This window comes from Pantoea sp. Z09 (assembly GCF_022394795.1).
Lineage (GTDB): Bacteria > Pseudomonadota > Gammaproteobacteria > Enterobacterales > Enterobacteriaceae > Pantoea > Pantoea latae.
Map to the genome: position 1 here is coordinate 3,587,208 of NZ_CP092373.1, position 15,469 is coordinate 3,602,676.

The following is a 15,469-nucleotide window of genomic DNA, read 5'->3' on the forward strand; positions in this document are numbered from 1 at the left end:
GGCTGGTTTTTCAACGTTACGGCTATGATCAGGCTTCCTGCGGGATTTTATCCGCCACCAGCGCCAGCGCGGCTTCCAGCACGCGCACGTCCGCGCCCGGCTTGTGCGCGTTCTCGCTCAGGTAGCGACGCCACTGGCGCGCACCGGGAATGCCCTGGAACAGGCCGAGCATATGGCGCGTCACATGGCCCAGATAGGTGCCCTTCGCCAGCTCCGCCTCGATATAGGGATACATGCTGCGTACCACCGCGACCGGATCGGCCATCGGTGCGTCGCGGCCAAACAGCTCGCGATCGACCTGCGCCAGCAGGCCAGGATTCTGGTACGCCTCACGTCCCATCATCACGCCGTCGAGATGCTGCAGATGGGCTTTCGCCTCCTCCAGCGTTTTTACGCCGCCGTTGATGGCGACAGTCAGCTGCGGAAAATCACGCTTCAGCTGATAGACGCGCGGATAGTCGAGCGGCGGGATCTCGCGGTTCTCTTTAGGGCTCAGCCCGGAAAGCCAGGCCTTGCGCGCATGGATAATAAAGGTGTCGCAGCCGCCGCGCTGCGCCACGGTGCCAACAAAATCGGTGAGAAACTCATAGCTGTCCTGCTGATCGATGCCAATACGGGTTTTAACCGTCACCGGGATCGAGACCACCTGGCGCATCGCGTCGATACATTCAGCCACCAGCGAGGCTTCCCCCATCAGGCAGGCGCCAAAGCGGCCGTTCTGTACGCGATCGGACGGACAGCCGACGTTGAGGTTCACCTCATCGTAACCGCGCTCCTCCGCCAGCTTCGCGCACTGCGCCAGCGCCGCCGGATCGCTGCCGCCGAGCTGCAGCGCAACCGGATGTTCCGCTTCGCTATAGGCCAGATAGTCTCCCTTGCCGTGAATAATGGCGCCGGTGGTGACCATTTCAGTGTACAGCAGGGTATCGCCGGTCAGCTGGCGATGAAAATAACGACAGTGTCGGTCAGTCCAGTCGAGCATCGGCGCGATGGAAAAACGTTGCGAGGAGAAAGAGTTGCTCATGAAGCGCAGAAAATCCGTTAAGGGTGATGATAATCTGCGCAAGGATAGCACACTAACGGCCTGCCGGGCGACTCTGCGTCGCCCGGTTTAGGTCAGGCTACGGCCGTCAGAAGTTAAAGCCGAGCTGCATCATCGCGCCCCAGGTGTTGTTGTCGCCCACCGAGCCAGCCAGATCCAGATGCACCGCGTTGTGGAACGGCGAAACGCCAAAACCGGCGGTAAAGACGTTTTCATCGGCGGATTTCATATCCGCGCGGTAGCCGGCGCGCAGCGCCAGCCAGTCCAGCACGCGGTATTCGCCGCCGACGCCAGCGTACTGGCTGTTGGCCTGCGATTTAAAGCGTTTGGTTTCCGTCAGGTCCACGTCCAGCGCGGCGGTAAAGGGACCGCCGCTCCATGACAGGCCAGAGGTCACCAGCGGACGGATCTGATAGGTATCGCGGTAGCCGTTGGTCTCTTTCGTCTGCAGATCGCGCGACACCAGGTTCTGTCCGGTGACGCCCAGCGTCCAGTTGTCGCCCAGCGGCGTCGCCAGACCAGCATCAATGTTGAAGCCGGTGTTGTCGTTACGATAGCGGCTGCCGTTGAGGTCGTTTTTATCGTAGTTATAGATGCTGGCGGTGTAGTTATAGAGCCAGGTTTTCTGGATTTTCGGCGTCACCCCAAGCGAAACTGGATGGCCCGCCACGCTGAATTGGTGCGCCACGGCAATACCGTAGTCGGTGGTCAGCGCCGCCAGGCCGTTGGCGCTGGAGCGCAGGTTATTCTGGTCGCCCGGCACGGGAATGACGCTGCCATTTGCCACGCCGTCCAGATAGGTGATATCGCTCTGCGCCACGTTAGCGCGCAGGTGCACCGTGCCGTACGCCTTGGTGATAAAGGCGAACGGCAGCGTTTCGTTGGGCACCGTCACCGCCAGCGCCACGCCCGCCGTGGCGTTAGCCTTGTTGCCGCGCAGGTCGCGCAGCTGGTTCGCGACGTCGCCAGACGCCGCCTTGAGCTGCGGATAGCCGTTGAGATAGTCGCTAAACGTCAGGTTGTTGATCACGTCGCGATAGCGATCGACGGTATCGCTGATGTCATCAACTTTGTCGACCATCTTGTCTTTATCGGTAATCTGCAGGCCAGCAGAGGGGAAAATAATGCCGACGTTATCGTCCGGCTGGGCACGCGTCATCAGCGCCGGGTTCGCCAGCACGGCGGAACTCCACGTAGAGGATGCGACACCCGTGCCGCCCATAGCGTCGTTGCGCGCGTCATACCAGGTGCCCGCAGCCATCGCCGAAGAAGAGATAAAAAGCGCATTTAAAACAACAGGAGATAAAAGCGCTGCGCGCCGGATAGTTTTGTTCGCCATTTGTCTGCCATCACCTTGATCAGGAAAACATTCATCATCGAATTTGTCGTTAGCGCTATTGTGAATTGTGGCTAACGGTTCATTGCTGTGAATTCAGTCGAAACAGCGCTGTTATTCGCCGGATTGGATGATTTAGCTACAAATCGGCGCTTTTATTATTTAGCGGGGACGTCAAAAAGGATATTAAGGCCAGCGGTTGCTTAAGGCCTCATGAACATTAGTGCTTAACCTGGTGAGTTGTAAAGCAAATCCTCTATTTTGTTGCGTTATGTCTCAGTAAGGCTGGCCCTGCCAGGGCGCTTTGCGGCCTGTCTCTGGCGGCGGGATAGCGATAATCTATTGATATTGCTGCAAAGCGGCGCGCAAATCAGATAGCAGCGGCAACCCCAGCGCAAGAGAATTTAGTGTGATAAAATAACATCTCGTTTTTAGCGGAGCATCACCATGTCGACAATGACGCCAGAGCAAATCATGATCCAGGCGGAAAAACTCTGCCTGCAGCGCGGGGTGCGCCTGACCACGCAGCGCGCCGAAGTGCTACGTCTGATGGCTGCGCAACATGGATCGATTAGCGCTTACGATCTGCTGGACCAGCTGCGCGCCAGCGAACCTCAGGCGAAGCCGCCCACGGTTTACCGCGCGCTCGACTTTTTGCTGGAGCAGGGTTTTATTCATCGGGTGGAGTCGAACAACAGCTATGTGGTGTGTCACCACTTCGAGGCGCCTGCCCATACCTCTGTAATGCTGGTTTGCGATCGCTGCGCGGCGGTGACAGAGAAACAGGCGAAGGGCGTTGAGAAAATTATCGACGAGCTGGCAGGCGAAGCGCGCTTTGCGCTGCGGCATAGCGTAATTGAGGCGCATGGCCTGTGCGTGGAGTGTGCTGAAGTTGAAGCCTGCACGCATCATGACAGTTGCGATCATGACCATGAGACTGAAGGGAAAAAGCGCGGTAAGAGAGGATAGGCGGCACGTCCCTGTGCCGATCGTTCAACCTGTGCTGAACGAGGAGATTACCAGCGGTAATCTTTATTGTTGGTTTCCCAGTCTGAGACCTCTTTTTCAGCCTCATCCTTCGCGTAACCGTAGCGTTCCTGGATTTTACCGACCAGCTGATCGCGTTTACCTTCGATAACCTGCATATCGTCGTCGGTCAGCTTGCCCCATTTTTCTTTAAATTTGCCTTTGAACTGCTTCCAGTTACCGCTCGCTTCGTCTTTATTCATGTCAGACCTCCACGTCATCCTTAGTTTTACATACCACCACACAATGGCAGTACGACAATACAAAGCGCTGCTGTGTCGCGCTGTTGTAGGGTAATTATAGTAGACGAATCGGCAACTGCCGGAATATTACAGAATAATCCAGGCGGTGCGGCCGCGCGCGGCGGCCGCCTTGAGGATAAATTAGCTTTTAAACCAGCGACTTAAGCGCCATTCGCGGCGCCAGATTAACCAGAGCGACACACCGCGCAGCGCGAGAAACACCGTGACCGCCAGCCATAAACCGTGGTTGCCCAGCCAGGGCAGAGTGAGCAGCGTCAGGAAGTAGCCGAGCGCGGCGATCGCCATGCTGTTGCGCATCTCGCGCCCGCGCGTCGCGCCGACGAACAAACCATCCAGCAGATAGCACCATACGCCCGCCAGCGGCAGAATGATTTGCCAGATAAGATAGTGATCCACCAGCTGCCGCAGCGACGCCAGCGAGGTGAGCATCGCCACGATAGCCTCGCCGCTTGCCGCGTAGAACAGCGCGAACGCCAGCGCGACCATGCCCGCCTGACGGCAGGCCGCCTGCCACACCGCCAGCAGCCGGTCGCCGTCGTGCGCGCCATAGGCTTCGCCGGAAACGGCTTCCACCGCATAGGCGAACCCGTCCAGCGCATAGGCAGTAAAGGTAATGAACATCAGCAGCACGGCGTTCGCCGCGACGATCTCCGGCCCCAGTCGCGCGCCGATAAGGGTCAGCGAGGCAAAGCAGAGCTGTAGCAGCAGCGAGCGCAGCATGATGTCGCGATTCAGGCGCAGCAGACGACGAATATCGCCGCGCCAGCTCTTTTTCAGCATCGCGAGGGAAATGCCGCGCATTTTCAGCACGCGCCATACCATCGCCAGCCCCACCGCCAGCGTCACGTATTCCGCCAGCGCCGTGGCGGTCGCCGCGCCCGCGACGCCCCACTTCAGCCCGAGCACCAGCCAGAGGTCGAGCAGGATGTTGACGGCGTTGCCGACCACCAGCAGCACCACCGGCGCGCGGGCATACTGCACCCCCAGCAGCCAGCCGAGCAGCACCATATTCGCCAGCGTCGCCGGCGCGCTAAGCCAGCGGATATGAATAAAGATTGCCGCCTGCGCCAGCACCTCCGGATTGCCGCCCGCCAGCCGTCCCGCCAGGGCGCTTAGCGGATCGCGCAGCAGAATAAACAGCGCGCCGGCCAGCAGCGCAATGAGCAGCGGCTGCGTCAGGGCGCGCGCCAGCGCCAGCGGATCGCGCGCGCCGAACGCCTGAGCGGTGATGCCCGTGGTGCTCATGCGCAGAAAGAGGAGCAGCATAAAAACGAAGCTGGTGATGGTTGCGCCAATGGCTACGCCGCCAAGATAAACCGGGCTGTCGAGATGGCCGATAACGGCGGTGTCCACCAGGCCAAGCAGCGGCACGGTGATATTGGAGAGGATCATCGGCAGCGCCAGCCGCCAGAGTTGTCGGTCGTTTGCGGTGAAGAGACGCATCAGCCGGTCCATGCCTGAAGACGTAAAAGAGAGAAGCGCGGCGTGAGGGCGCAGAGTGCAGCCCCGACCGCTTTAGCAAGCGTTAGCGTTCAGACGCCCGACAAAAAGCCGCTGCAGGCGTCTGAAATCAGCCGGTCAGAGCCACTCGCCGTTGCGCACCACGCCTACCGCCAGACCTTCTACGGTCAGCGACTGCGTGCGGGTGTCGACGATAATCGGCTCGAAGTCGTTGTTTTCCGGCAGCAGATGCACCACGGTGCCCTGTTTTTTCCAGCGTTTCACGGTGACTTCATCATCGATACGCGCGACCACGACCTGGCCGTTGCGCACGTCCTGCGTTTTATGCACCGCCAGCAGGTCGCCATCCATGATGCCGATATCTTTCATCGACATCCCGGCGACGCGCAGCAGAAAATCAGCGGAAGGCTTAAACAGGTCGGGATCGACTTTGTAGTGCGTCTCGATATGTTCCTGCGCCAGCAGCGGCTCGCCAGCGGCGACGCGGCCGATTAGCGGCAGGCCGTTTGACTCTTCCTCTTCCATCAGCAGGCGAATGCCGCGTGATGCGCCGGAAACGATCTCAATGACGCCTTTACGCGCCAGCGCCTTCAGATGCTCTTCGGCGGCGTTCGGGGAACGGAACCCCAGCTGCGAGGCGATTTCCGCACGCGTTGGCGGCATGCCCGTCTGGTTGATATGGTCGCGAATCAGGTCATAAACCTGTTGCTGCCTGGTGGTTAATGCTTTCATCCCGCCCCCTGGTTGTTTATACAGTCGCTGTGAGTATATACAGGTATTGGCGAAATGAAAACCAAAACCCAGGGAAATAACAGCCGTTTGGGGAATTGTGGAAAGCCTAGCGCAAATGCGACCAAAGCAGCGCGATCCAGACAAAGAGCGCCAGTATGATAGCGAGCAGTACGGCGGCGGAACCCATATCCTTCGCCCGGCCAGCCAGCGGATGACGCTCCTGGCCGATGCGGTCGACCACCGCTTCGATAGCGCTGTTGAGGATCTCGACGATAATCACCAGCACCACGGAGCCGATCATCAGGATGCGCGCGACGGTGTCGACATCCAGCCAGCAGGCGACAAGGATAGCGATAATGGCGGCGGACGCCTCCTGGCGAAACGCGGCTTCATGCTGCCAGGCGGCGCGCAGCCCTTGCCAGGAGTAGCCGGCCGCTTTCACAATTCTCAGTAAACCGGTGGTATTACTTGCCATAGTGAGGGAACCCTTTGAGTTGTTTGACGTCAATGTCTGGGCCGGATGCGTTTGGCACCACCACAGATCTTCGCAGCACTTTCTGGTATGCTTGCGGCGCTTTGCTAACAAGAGGCTTCATGTTTGTCTATGTCAGGTTGGCGTAAACTCTATTATAAATTGTTGAATTTACCACTCTCGGTTCTGGTAAAAACCAAGGCTATTCCGGTCGATCCGGTTTCCGAGCATGGGCTCGATCCCACGCGGCCGATTATGTACGTGCTGCCATACGATTCCAAGGCGGATTTGCTGACGCTGCGCCAGCAGTGTCTGAAGCATAATCTGCCCGATCCGCTGTCGCCGCTGGAAATTGACGGCGCGCTGCTGCCGCGCCACGTCTTTATTCACGACGGTCCGCGCGTCTTCCCCTATTTCGTACCTAATACGGAGTCGGTGAAGATTTTCCATGAGTATCTCGATCTGCACCGCAATAACCCGCATCTCGATATTCAGATGCTGCCGGTTTCGGTGATGTTCGGACGCGCGCCTGGCCGCGAGGTTCAGGGCGACGACACGCCGCACCTGCGCGAGCTGAACGGCGTGGAGAAATTTTTCGCCATCGTCTGGCATGGCCGCGACAGCTTTGTGCGCTTTTCCCCTACCGTCTCGCTGCGCTGGATGGCGACGCAGCACGGCACCGATAAATCTATCGCGCAGAAGCTGGCGCGCGTGGCGCGCATTCACTTTGCCCGTCAGCGTTTAGCCGCGGTCGGCCCGCGTCTGCCGGCGCGGCAGGATCTCTTTAACAAGCTGCTGCAGTCCAAGGCGATTGAGAAAGCGGTGGAAGAGGAAGCGCGCAGTAAAAAGCTCTCCCATGAGAAAGCGCAGCAGAACGCCGTCGAGATGATGGAAGAGATCGCCGCCGACTTCTCCTATGAGGCAATCCGCGTGACCGATCGCGTGATGGGCTGGCTATGGAGCCGTCTCTATCAGGGCATCAACGTCAACGGCGGCGAGCGCGTGCGCCAGCTGGCGGAAGATGGCCATGAGATCGTCTACGTGCCCTGCCATCGCAGCCATATGGATTATCTGCTGCTCTCCTACGTGCTCTATCATCAGGGCCTGGTGCCGCCGCATATCGCCGCGGGCATCAACCTGAACTTCTGGCCTGCCGGACCGATTTTCCGCCGTCTGGGCGCCTTCTTTATTCGCCGCACCTTTAAAGGCAACAAGCTTTACGCCACCGTGTTCCGCGAATATCTCGGCGAACTCTTTAGCCGCGGCTACTCCGTCGAGTACTTCGTTGAGGGTGGGCGCTCACGTACCGGCCGTTTGCTCGACCCTAAAACCGGCACGCTGGCGATGACGCTGCAGGCGATGCTGCGCGGCGGCAACCGTCCGATTACGCTGGTGCCGATCTACATCGGCTACGAGCACGTAATGGAAGTGGGCACTTACGCCAAAGAGCTGCGCGGCGCGGCGAAAGAGAAAGAGGGCTTTATGCAGATGGTGCGCGGCCTGCGTAAGCTGCGCAATCTGGGTCAGGGTTACGTTAACTTTGGTGAACCGCTGCCGCTGGTGAACTACCTGAATAAGCAGGTGCCGGAGTGGCGCGACGCCATCGATCCGATTGAACCGCAGCGTCCCAGCTGGCTGACGCCGACGGTCAACGATATCGCGGCGCGCCTGATGGTGCGCATCAACGAAGCGGGCGCCGCCAACGCCATGAACCTGTGTGTGACCGCGCTGCTCGCCTCACGTCAGCGCTCACTTACCCGCGAACAGTTGATAGAACAGCTTGAGTGCTACACCGAGCTGCTGCGCAACGTGCCCTACTCGCCGGAATCGACGGTGCCGCCGCTCTCTGCGGAAGCGCTGCTCAACCATGCCATGAGCATGAACAAGTTCGAGACCGAGCAGGACAATATCGGCGACATCATCATCCTGCCGCGCGAGCAGGCGGTGCTGATGACCTACTACCGCAACAATATTCACCATATGCTGGTGATGCCGTCGCTGATCGCCGCCATTATCCAGCAGCATCCGAACCTGAGCGAAGCCGAGCTGCTGCGCCAGGTGCGGTTGATTTACCCGATGCTGAAGAGCGAACTCTTCCTGCGCTGGGAGATCGAGGCGCTGCCGGCGCTGCTGAGCGCGCTCTGTCAGGAGCTGGCGCGTCAGGGCCTGATTACCCTGCAGGATGGGCAGCTGCGCCACACAGCCGCGCGTTACCGCACGCTGCAGCTGCTGGCCGCCGGCATTCGCGAGACCCTGCAGCGTTTCGCCATCACCTTCTCTATCCTCAGCGCGAAGCCGACCATCAACCGCGGCACGCTGGAGAAAGAGAGTCGGATGCTGGCGCAGCGTCTTTCGGTGCTGCACGGCATCAACGCGCCGGAGTTTTTCGACAAGGCGGTGTTTACCACGCTGGTGCTGACGCTGCGTGACGAAGGCTATATCAGCGATACCGGTGACGCCGACGTCGAGCGCACGCAGGCCACCTGGCATATTCTGGCCGACCTGGTGACCAGCGACGTGCGGCTGACGATTGAAAGCGCGGTGGCGCACGAGTAGCCCGCCGCGGGCAGCAAAAAAGAAGGGCGACAGAGATGTCGCCCTTTTTGTTGCCTGGAGGGTGCCTGCGCAGTGGGCATGGCCCGATCGCAAAGACGCAACAGCGGCATCCATGCCAGCTCGGCCCGCGTCATCCCTGACGCGGGACGCTTTGCTCTTCGGGCCATGCCCACCGCTTGTTTCAGCATGGGTGCCCGTTAAAAAACGGCGTTTAAAACAGCTGGCTAAACGGTGGCGTATTCAGCACCACGCCGATAAACACCACCAGCCCGACATAGTTGTTGTTGAGGAAGCCCTGAAAGCAGGCGTCGCGCTCGCGACGCACAATCAGCTTTTGCTGATAGATAAACAGCACCGCAGCGCCGAGCAGCGACCAGAAAAAGAGCGCGTTAAGCTGCATCAGCAGACCCACCAGCGCCAGCAGCCCCAGCGTCGCCAGCTGCAGCAGGCCGATAATCAGCTTGTCGTAACGGCCAAACAGGATCGCCGTGGATTTAACGCCGATGTTAATGTCGTCATCGCGATCGACCATGGCGTACTGGGTGTCATAGGCGACGGTCCAGCAGATGTTGGCGAGAAACACCAGCCAGCACTCCAGTGGTAAGGACTCACTAACCGCCGCCCAGGCCATCGGGATCGCCCAGCCAAACGCCGCCCCCAGCACCACCTGCGGCAGATGGGTGTAGCGCTTCATAAAGGGATAGCACCAGGCGAGCGCCAGCCCACCCACCGACAGCAGAATCGTCATCAGATTCATGGTGAGCACCAGCGCGAACGCCACCAGCCCCAGCAGCACGAACAGGATTTTCGCCTCTTTTTCGCTCACCGCGCCGCTGGGCAGCGGCCGCCCGGCGGTACGCTTCACGAAGCCGTCGACCTTGCGGTCAGCGAAGTCGTTAATCACACAGCCCGCCGCGCGCATTACAAACACGCCGAGCACAAACACCACCAGCACCGACAGTGGCGGCACGCCCATGCCGGAGAGCCACAGCGCCCACAGCGTCGGCCACAGCAGCAGCAGCGTGCCGATCGGTTTATCAATGCGCATCAGGCGGCTGTAGGCCTGAAACTTGCTCATCTGTACGCTTTTTTCCACGTTTAATCGTCCTCAGGCCAGGTCGCGATAGAGCGGCGAGGCAGGTAAAAACAGTTCGGTCAGCAGCAGCGGCTTGCCCGACAGCCGCAGGCGCGAACGCCGTCCCCAGAGCGTCTCGACGCTGCCGGGCTCGATAAAATCGCGGCTCAGGGTTGAAGAGGAGAAAAGATAGCGGCCCAGCGGGCGCGTGCCCAGCTGCTGCAGCATCTGCTCCGGGCCGTTGAGCGTGCTCTCCGGCACCAGGGTGCGGCCGATCAGCCAGGGTTGGTCATCGCCGCACAGCACGATCTCGCGCAGCCAGAAACGCGCGTCGTCCGGCAGCAGCGCCCGTTCGTCGGTGAGTTCTTCGGCGTTGATAAAGCCTTCGCGCATCGGCCGCACCGTCACCTGCTGACAGTGCTGCTCGAAGCGACGCGTCATGGAGTCCTCCTCCATCAGCCAGTCCAGCAGCGGCGCGGTCAGCGTCGGATGCGTGGACGGCAGCCAGTTGAGCGCGCGTAATAAGCTGAGCGCCTCTTGCGACATATCACCACTCCGGTCAATTTTGAGGGCAACAGTGTAGCGCAGAGGCGCGGCCGGCACACCTGGCGACGTTTATTCGCGCTTCAGGCGGTTGCTGTTCGCCAGCCACAGCGTCACCACCAGAATCAGGATGGCGCCGGAGTAGCAGAGCGTATCGAAGGGATTTTTATGGTCGACGATAATCAGCCGAATAATCGCCGTAATGCCGATATAGACAAAATAGCGCAGCGGAAAGTGGTAGCCGGACTGGAAGTACTTCACGATCAACGCGATAAATTCAAAATAGAGGAAATAGATGACTATCCCCTCAATCAACAGATAGGAGGAAGCCTGTTCGCCGACGTTTAACAGCACATTAGCCAGATGCAGCGTCTCTTTGCCGAGAAACACCGCGAGGATAACTGCCAGCGCCAGCAGCCCCAGGTTCAGCACCCATTGCAGCGCCATTGCGATAAACTGACCGCCGGTGGGTTTAACGTTCATGATTTTCCTCAATAATTGCTTTCAGTGAATAATCGCCATCATGCGATAGTGTGACGCAAATCACAATATGGTTATTTCATGCCGTGGCGCGTGAAGTGGGCTACAGTTAACAGATCGGCAGTGCGCCATGTTGCTTAAAACTCAGGAAAAATTGCGCCCTGCCCGGCCCTTCGTTTTGCAGATTGCTCTTTCCGTCAGGCTGCGTTCTGCTGCTTTTTCGCCTGACGGTTGTGGAGGCGCATAACGTGTTGACCCTGCTGAATCTTCTTTCCGCCGTTGCCCTGCTGGTCTGGGGCACCCATATCGTGCGCTCCGGCATCATGCGCGTCTTCGGCGCCGATCTGCGCCGCGTGCTCAGCCGCAGCATTGAAAAGAAACCGATGGCGTTTCTGGCGGGCGTCGGCGTTACCACGCTGGTGCAGAGCAGCAACGCCACGACGCTGCTCGCCACCTCCTTTGTGGCGCAGAAGCTGATGGGCCTGACGCCCGCGCTGGTGGTGGTGCTGGGCGCCGACGTCGGCACCGCCATCATGGCGCGTATCCTGACCTTCGATCTCTCCTGGCTGTCGCCGCTGTTTATCTTCTTTGGCGTGGTGTTCTTTTTGTCGCGCAAGCAGACGCGCGTCGGGCAGATGGGCCGCGCCAGCATTGGGTTGGGACTGATCCTGCTGGCGCTGCAGCTGATCGTCAGCGCCGCCCGCCCGATAACTCAGGCGTCCGGCGTGCAGGTGCTCTTCTCCAGCCTGACCGGCGATATTCTGCTCGATGCGTTGATTGGCGCGGTATTCGCCATCATCAGCTACTCCAGCCTGGCGGCGGTGCTGATTACCGCCACGCTGACCGCCGCAGGGGTGATCTCCTTTAAGGTGGCGCTCTGTCTGGTGATCGGCGCCAATCTTGGCAGCGGCCTGCTGGCGATGCTCAACGCCAGCGGCTCGAACGCCGCAGGCAAGCGGGTGGCACTCGGCAGCCTGCTGTTCAAACTGCTCGGTTCGCTGGCGGTGCTGCCCTTTATCAACCTGCTGGCGCCCTGGCTGGATAAGCTGCCGGTCAACGACGAAGAGCTGGTGATCTTCTTCCACGTCTTCTACAACCTGATCCGCTGTCTGGTGATGGTGCCCTTTGCCGATCCGATGGCGCGGCTCTGTACCCGTCTGATCCGTGACGACGCCGAAACGGAGATGACGCTGAAACCGCGCCATCTGGATCGCAGCGCACTGGATACCCCGGCGCTGGCGCTGGTCAACGCCGCGCGCGAGGCGCTGCGCATCGGCGACGTGCTGGAGATGATGCTGGAGGCGTTTAACAAGGTGGTGCATGGCGAAGTGCGCGAAGAGCGCACGGTGCGGCGGCTGGACGACGACGTAGACGTGCTCTATACCGCCATCAAGCTCTATCTGGCGCGCATGCCTAAAGAGGACCTGTCAGAAGAGGATTCGCGCCGCTGGGGCGAAATCATCGAGATGTCGCTGAACCTTGAACAGGCGGGCGACATTATCGAACGCATGAGCGGCGACGTGGCGGATAAGGCGCTGACGCCGCGTCGCGCCTTCTCGGCAGAAGGCATTCAGGAGCTGGAGACCCTGCAGGAGCAGCTGCTGGCGAATTTACGCCTCAGCCTGTCGGTGTTTCTGTCGCGCGACGTTACCAGCGCGAAGCGGCTGCGGCGCGCCAAGCATCGTTTCCGCATTCTGATCCGCCGCTTCTCCCATGCCCATGTCGAGCGGCTGCATCAAAAGAACGTACAGAGCATTGAGACCAGCTCGCTGCATCTCGGCCTGTTGGGGGATATGAAGCGTCTTAACTCGCTGCTGTGCAGCGTGGCCTATACGGTGCTGGAGCAGCCGGAGGACGAGCGGGAGTATGAATAAAGCGGGGGCGCGCGGCCCCCGTCTCGTTACTTCTTGTCGATCGGCGTCTTGTCGATCGGCTTACCGGACCAGTAGCCCGCCAGCAGCGAACCAGACAGGTTGTGCCACACCGAAAAGAGCGCGCCCGGCAGCGCGGCCAGCGGCGAGAAGTAGAGCTTGCCCAGCGTCGCTGCCAGACCCGAGTTCTGCATCCCCACTTCCAGCGCCAGCGTGCGGCAGGTGGACTCGTCGAAACCGAACAGCTTGCCGCCCCAGTAGCCGCCCAGCAGGCCGATAGCGTTATGCAGAATCACCGCAGCGATCACCACCAGTCCGACCGAGCCGATAAAGCCCTGGCTGCCCGCCACTACCGCGCTGATGATCAGCAGAATGCAGAGCATAGAAAACGCCGGCAGATAAGGCTCTACGCGGCGCACCACACCGTTGAGGCTGTGGTGGACGATCAGCCCCAGGCTAATCGGGATCACCACGATCTTCACGATGCTGAGCAGCATCCCCACCACATCCACCTGGATATGGGTATCAACATAGAAGCGCGTCAGCAGCGGCGTGGCGACCACGCCCACCAGCGCGGAGACCGAGGAGATGGTCACCGACAGCGCAACGTCGCCCTTTGCCAGATAGATCATCACGTTCGACGCGGTGCCGCTGGCCACGCTGCCCACCAGGATCATACCGGCGGAGAGATCCGGCGGCATATGAAACAGCTTCGCCAGCGCCCAGGCGGCGAGCGGCATCACCAGATAGTGCAGGAAGGTGCCGGCGATCACCGGCGCCGGGCGCACCAGCACGCGTTTGAAATCATCGATATTCAGCGTGACCCCCATGCCGAACATAATCAGCATCAGCAGCCAGCTGACCCAGGGCCCGATGCCGAGAAAGGTGCCGGGCGAATAGTAGGCGGCGACCGAGAGCAGCACGGCCCACAGCGGGAACAGGCGGGTTAATTTGGCGAGCATAGCCAGACTTCCTTCTTTGAATGTTGTGTTTTTTTCGCGGTCTTGCCACAGAGAAACGCGACGCAGGAACGGTGCGCCAGCGGAGCGGGATCATAACATTTCGTTATCGAGGCGTAAGGCTGAGTCGAGGCATGGGGGGAAAATGCGGATCGACTGCTGCCGATCCGCCAAAGCGCGTCGGAAATACGCTGGTTTTAGCGCTAAAAAGCGGTGGATCGCACCAGCCGGATCCGATCCGGCTGAGCGGATCCTTATTCGAACAGGTTTTTATGCAGCGCGCGCACCACGCTTTCCGCATCTTCGCCCGGCACCAGGAAGCAGAGGTTGTAGCTGCTGGCGCCGTAGCAGATCAGGCGCAGGTTAAACGGCTCAAGCGTGCCGAACACCTCTTTGCCGACGCCGCGCGCGCGGGAGAGGTTGTTGCCGATGATCGCCACCAGCGCCAGGTTCTCCTCGACTTCCACGCGGCAGAGCGACGACAGCTCTGTCAGCAGGGCCTGGGTCAGCAGGCTGTCGCCGGTGGAGGTGGAGCCGGTGGTGTCGAGCGTCAGCGCCACGCTCACTTCCGAGGTGGTGATCAGATCCACGGAGATGTTATGGCGCGCCAGGATGGTGAAAACCTCAACGAGGAAGCCGCGCGAATGCAGCATATTCAGGCTGTGCAGCGTCAGCAGCGTCTGGCGACGACGCAGCGCCAGCGCGCGGAACAGCGGCGGGTTGGCGGTTTCGCGATGCACGCGCGTGCCGCCCGCGGCGGGATCTTTGCTTGAGCCGACAAACACCGGAATATCGCTGCGCACCGCCGGCAGCAGCGTCGCCGGATGCAGCACCTTGGCGCCGAAGATCGCCATTTCGGTCGCCTCTTCGAAGGTGATGTCGTCAATACGCTTAGCGGACGGCACCACGCGCGGATCGGTGGTGTAGATGCCGGCGACGTCGGTCCAGATATCGACGCGCGCCGCCTGCAGCGCCTCGCCCAGCAGCGCCGCGGTATAGTCGCTGCCGCCGCGTCCCAGCGTGGTGGTGCGCCCCTTCTGCTCGCTGCCGATAAAGCCCTGGGTGATCACCAGCGACTGCGCCAGACGCGGCGTCAGCAGCGCGGCGGCCTGCTCGGCCAGCGTGGCAATCTCCGGCTCGGCGCGGCCGAAACGGTCGTTGGTGCGCATCACTTTACGCACGTCGAACCACTCCGCGTCGACCTGACGCTCGCGCAGAATTTCCACGAACAGCAGCGTCGACATCAGTTCGCCGTGGCTGACCAGCTCGTCGGTCAGGGCGTTAGAGGTTGCCAGCGAGGCGGCGTCGGAAAGCATGGTGATGTTTTCGATCATGCGGTCGATTTCATCACGGATAACGGCGGGATTTTGCAGACGTTCGACGATCGCATACTGAATGCGGCGAATTTCGTCCAGCAGGTATGCGCGCTGCGCCTGCTCCTGGCCTTCCGCCAGCGAGACCAGCAGGTTGGTCACGCCCGCCGAAGCGGAGAGCACCACCAGACGCGTGTTGGCATTGGCCAGCACCACATCGGCGCTGCGGTTCATAGCATCGAAATCGGCAACGCTGGTGCCGCCAAATTTCGCCACGATCAGAGTTTGAGACATGTACGACCTCGTGTCAGGTTATCTTCTCCCGCGTGTAGGGACGGGA

The 15,469-nt window shown here is 60.4% G+C and carries 14 protein-coding genes; 3 read left to right on the top strand and 11 right to left on the bottom strand.

The annotated features are described in order from the left end of the window. Positions 1-28: 28 nt before the first annotated feature. The gene (gene dusA / locus MC269_RS17185; RefSeq protein ID WP_239953145.1) at positions 29-1,024 is read right to left on the bottom strand and encodes a tRNA dihydrouridine(20/20a) synthase DusA; all 996 of its coding nucleotides are present in this window, start codon (positions 1,022-1,024) and stop codon (positions 29-31) included. Between the two features lie 106 nt (positions 1,025-1,130). Then, positions 1,131-2,381 carry a conjugal transfer protein TraF gene (locus MC269_RS17190; protein ID WP_239953146.1) on the bottom strand — a complete coding sequence of 417 codons (1,251 nt, stop codon included), beginning with the start codon at positions 2,379-2,381 and terminating at the stop codon, positions 1,131-1,133. Positions 2,382-2,825: 444 nt separating this feature from the next. Between MC269_RS17190 and zur the strand changes: the two genes are divergently transcribed. Further along, on the top strand, positions 2,826-3,347 hold the full coding sequence (gene zur, locus MC269_RS17195) for a zinc uptake transcriptional repressor Zur (RefSeq protein ID WP_239953147.1): 522 nt from the start codon (positions 2,826-2,828) through the stop codon (positions 3,345-3,347). Between the two features lie 47 nt (positions 3,348-3,394). Here the strand turns inward: zur and MC269_RS17200 are convergent, their stop codons facing one another. From MC269_RS17200 to MC269_RS17215, 4 genes are all read right to left on the bottom strand, one after another. Beyond that, positions 3,395-3,607, bottom strand: coding sequence for a CsbD family protein (locus tag MC269_RS17200; protein ID WP_081140635.1), 213 nt, complete (start codon positions 3,605-3,607; stop codon positions 3,395-3,397). A gap of 180 nt (positions 3,608-3,787) precedes the next feature. Beyond that, positions 3,788-5,110: an MATE family efflux transporter DinF gene (gene dinF, locus MC269_RS17205; protein WP_239953148.1), complete on the bottom strand. Its 1,323-nt coding sequence runs from the start codon at positions 5,108-5,110 to the stop codon at positions 3,788-3,790. Positions 5,111-5,245: 135 nt separating this feature from the next. Beyond that, positions 5,246-5,860 carry a transcriptional repressor LexA gene (lexA, locus tag MC269_RS17210; RefSeq protein ID WP_033749144.1) on the bottom strand — a complete coding sequence of 205 codons (615 nt, stop codon included), beginning with the start codon at positions 5,858-5,860 and terminating at the stop codon, positions 5,246-5,248. Positions 5,861-5,966: 106 nt separating this feature from the next. After that, the gene (locus MC269_RS17215) at positions 5,967-6,335 is read right to left on the bottom strand and encodes a diacylglycerol kinase (RefSeq protein WP_239953149.1); all 369 of its coding nucleotides are present in this window, start codon (positions 6,333-6,335) and stop codon (positions 5,967-5,969) included. A gap of 129 nt (positions 6,336-6,464) precedes the next feature. Between MC269_RS17215 and plsB the strand changes: the two genes are divergently transcribed. Beyond that, positions 6,465-8,888 (top strand): glycerol-3-phosphate 1-O-acyltransferase PlsB, encoded by a 2,424-nt coding sequence (gene plsB / locus MC269_RS17220; RefSeq protein WP_239953150.1) that lies wholly within the window; start codon positions 6,465-6,467, stop codon positions 8,886-8,888. 211 nt (positions 8,889-9,099) lie between these two features. Here the strand turns inward: plsB and ubiA are convergent, their stop codons facing one another. From ubiA to psiE, 3 genes are all read right to left on the bottom strand, one after another. After that, positions 9,100-9,966 (bottom strand): 4-hydroxybenzoate octaprenyltransferase, encoded by an 867-nt coding sequence (gene ubiA / locus MC269_RS17225; protein ID WP_239955141.1) that lies wholly within the window; start codon positions 9,964-9,966, stop codon positions 9,100-9,102. A gap of 30 nt (positions 9,967-9,996) precedes the next feature. Next, positions 9,997-10,509 carry a chorismate lyase gene (gene ubiC, locus MC269_RS17230; protein WP_239953151.1) on the bottom strand — a complete coding sequence of 171 codons (513 nt, stop codon included), beginning with the start codon at positions 10,507-10,509 and terminating at the stop codon, positions 9,997-9,999. 69 nt (positions 10,510-10,578) lie between these two features. Beyond that, positions 10,579-10,989 carry a phosphate-starvation-inducible protein PsiE gene (gene psiE, locus MC269_RS17235; protein ID WP_081140629.1) on the bottom strand — a complete coding sequence of 137 codons (411 nt, stop codon included), beginning with the start codon at positions 10,987-10,989 and terminating at the stop codon, positions 10,579-10,581. Positions 10,990-11,234: 245 nt separating this feature from the next. Here psiE and MC269_RS17240 point away from each other — a divergent pair, with 245 nt between their 5' ends. Next, on the top strand, positions 11,235-12,860 hold the full coding sequence (locus tag MC269_RS17240) for a Na/Pi cotransporter family protein (RefSeq protein WP_081140701.1): 1,626 nt from the start codon (positions 11,235-11,237) through the stop codon (positions 12,858-12,860). A gap of 26 nt (positions 12,861-12,886) precedes the next feature. Here the strand turns inward: MC269_RS17240 and panS are convergent, their stop codons facing one another. Next, positions 12,887-13,819: a ketopantoate/pantoate/pantothenate transporter PanS gene (gene panS / locus MC269_RS17245; RefSeq protein ID WP_239953152.1), complete on the bottom strand. Its 933-nt coding sequence runs from the start codon at positions 13,817-13,819 to the stop codon at positions 12,887-12,889. 251 nt (positions 13,820-14,070) lie between these two features. Continuing rightward, positions 14,071-15,423, bottom strand: a complete 1,353-nt coding sequence (lysC, locus tag MC269_RS17250) for a lysine-sensitive aspartokinase 3 (RefSeq protein WP_081140627.1) — start codon at positions 15,421-15,423, stop codon at positions 14,071-14,073. Positions 15,424-15,469: the final 46 nt, after the last annotated feature.

What these genes read in the sequence shown, in the direction of transcription:
- dusA (WP_239953145.1), bottom strand. Translation starts at nt 1,024, where the DNA reads ATGAGCAACTCTTTCTCCTCGCAACGTTTTTCCATCGCGCCGATGCTC.
- MC269_RS17190 (WP_239953146.1), bottom strand. Translation starts at nt 2,381, where the DNA reads ATGGCGAACAAAACTATCCGGCGCGCAGCGCTTTTATCTCCTGTTGTT.
- zur (WP_239953147.1), top strand. Translation starts at nt 2,826, where the DNA reads ATGTCGACAATGACGCCAGAGCAAATCATGATCCAGGCGGAAAAACTC.
- MC269_RS17200 (WP_081140635.1), bottom strand. Translation starts at nt 3,607, where the DNA reads ATGAATAAAGACGAAGCGAGCGGTAACTGGAAGCAGTTCAAAGGCAAA.
- dinF (WP_239953148.1), bottom strand. Translation starts at nt 5,110, where the DNA reads ATGCGTCTCTTCACCGCAAACGACCGACAACTCTGGCGGCTGGCGCTG.
- lexA (WP_033749144.1), bottom strand. Translation starts at nt 5,860, where the DNA reads ATGAAAGCATTAACCACCAGGCAGCAACAGGTTTATGACCTGATTCGC.
- MC269_RS17215 (WP_239953149.1), bottom strand. Translation starts at nt 6,335, where the DNA reads ATGGCAAGTAATACCACCGGTTTACTGAGAATTGTGAAAGCGGCCGGC.
- plsB (WP_239953150.1), top strand. Translation starts at nt 6,465, where the DNA reads ATGTCAGGTTGGCGTAAACTCTATTATAAATTGTTGAATTTACCACTC.
- ubiA (WP_239955141.1), bottom strand. Translation starts at nt 9,966, where the DNA reads ATGAGCAAGTTTCAGGCCTACAGCCGCCTGATGCGCATTGATAAACCG.
- ubiC (WP_239953151.1), bottom strand. Translation starts at nt 10,509, where the DNA reads ATGTCGCAAGAGGCGCTCAGCTTATTACGCGCGCTCAACTGGCTGCCG.
- psiE (WP_081140629.1), bottom strand. Translation starts at nt 10,989, where the DNA reads ATGAACGTTAAACCCACCGGCGGTCAGTTTATCGCAATGGCGCTGCAA.
- panS (WP_239953152.1), bottom strand. Translation starts at nt 13,819, where the DNA reads ATGCTCGCCAAATTAACCCGCCTGTTCCCGCTGTGGGCCGTGCTGCTC.
- lysC (WP_081140627.1), bottom strand. Translation starts at nt 15,423, where the DNA reads ATGTCTCAAACTCTGATCGTGGCGAAATTTGGCGGCACCAGCGTTGCC.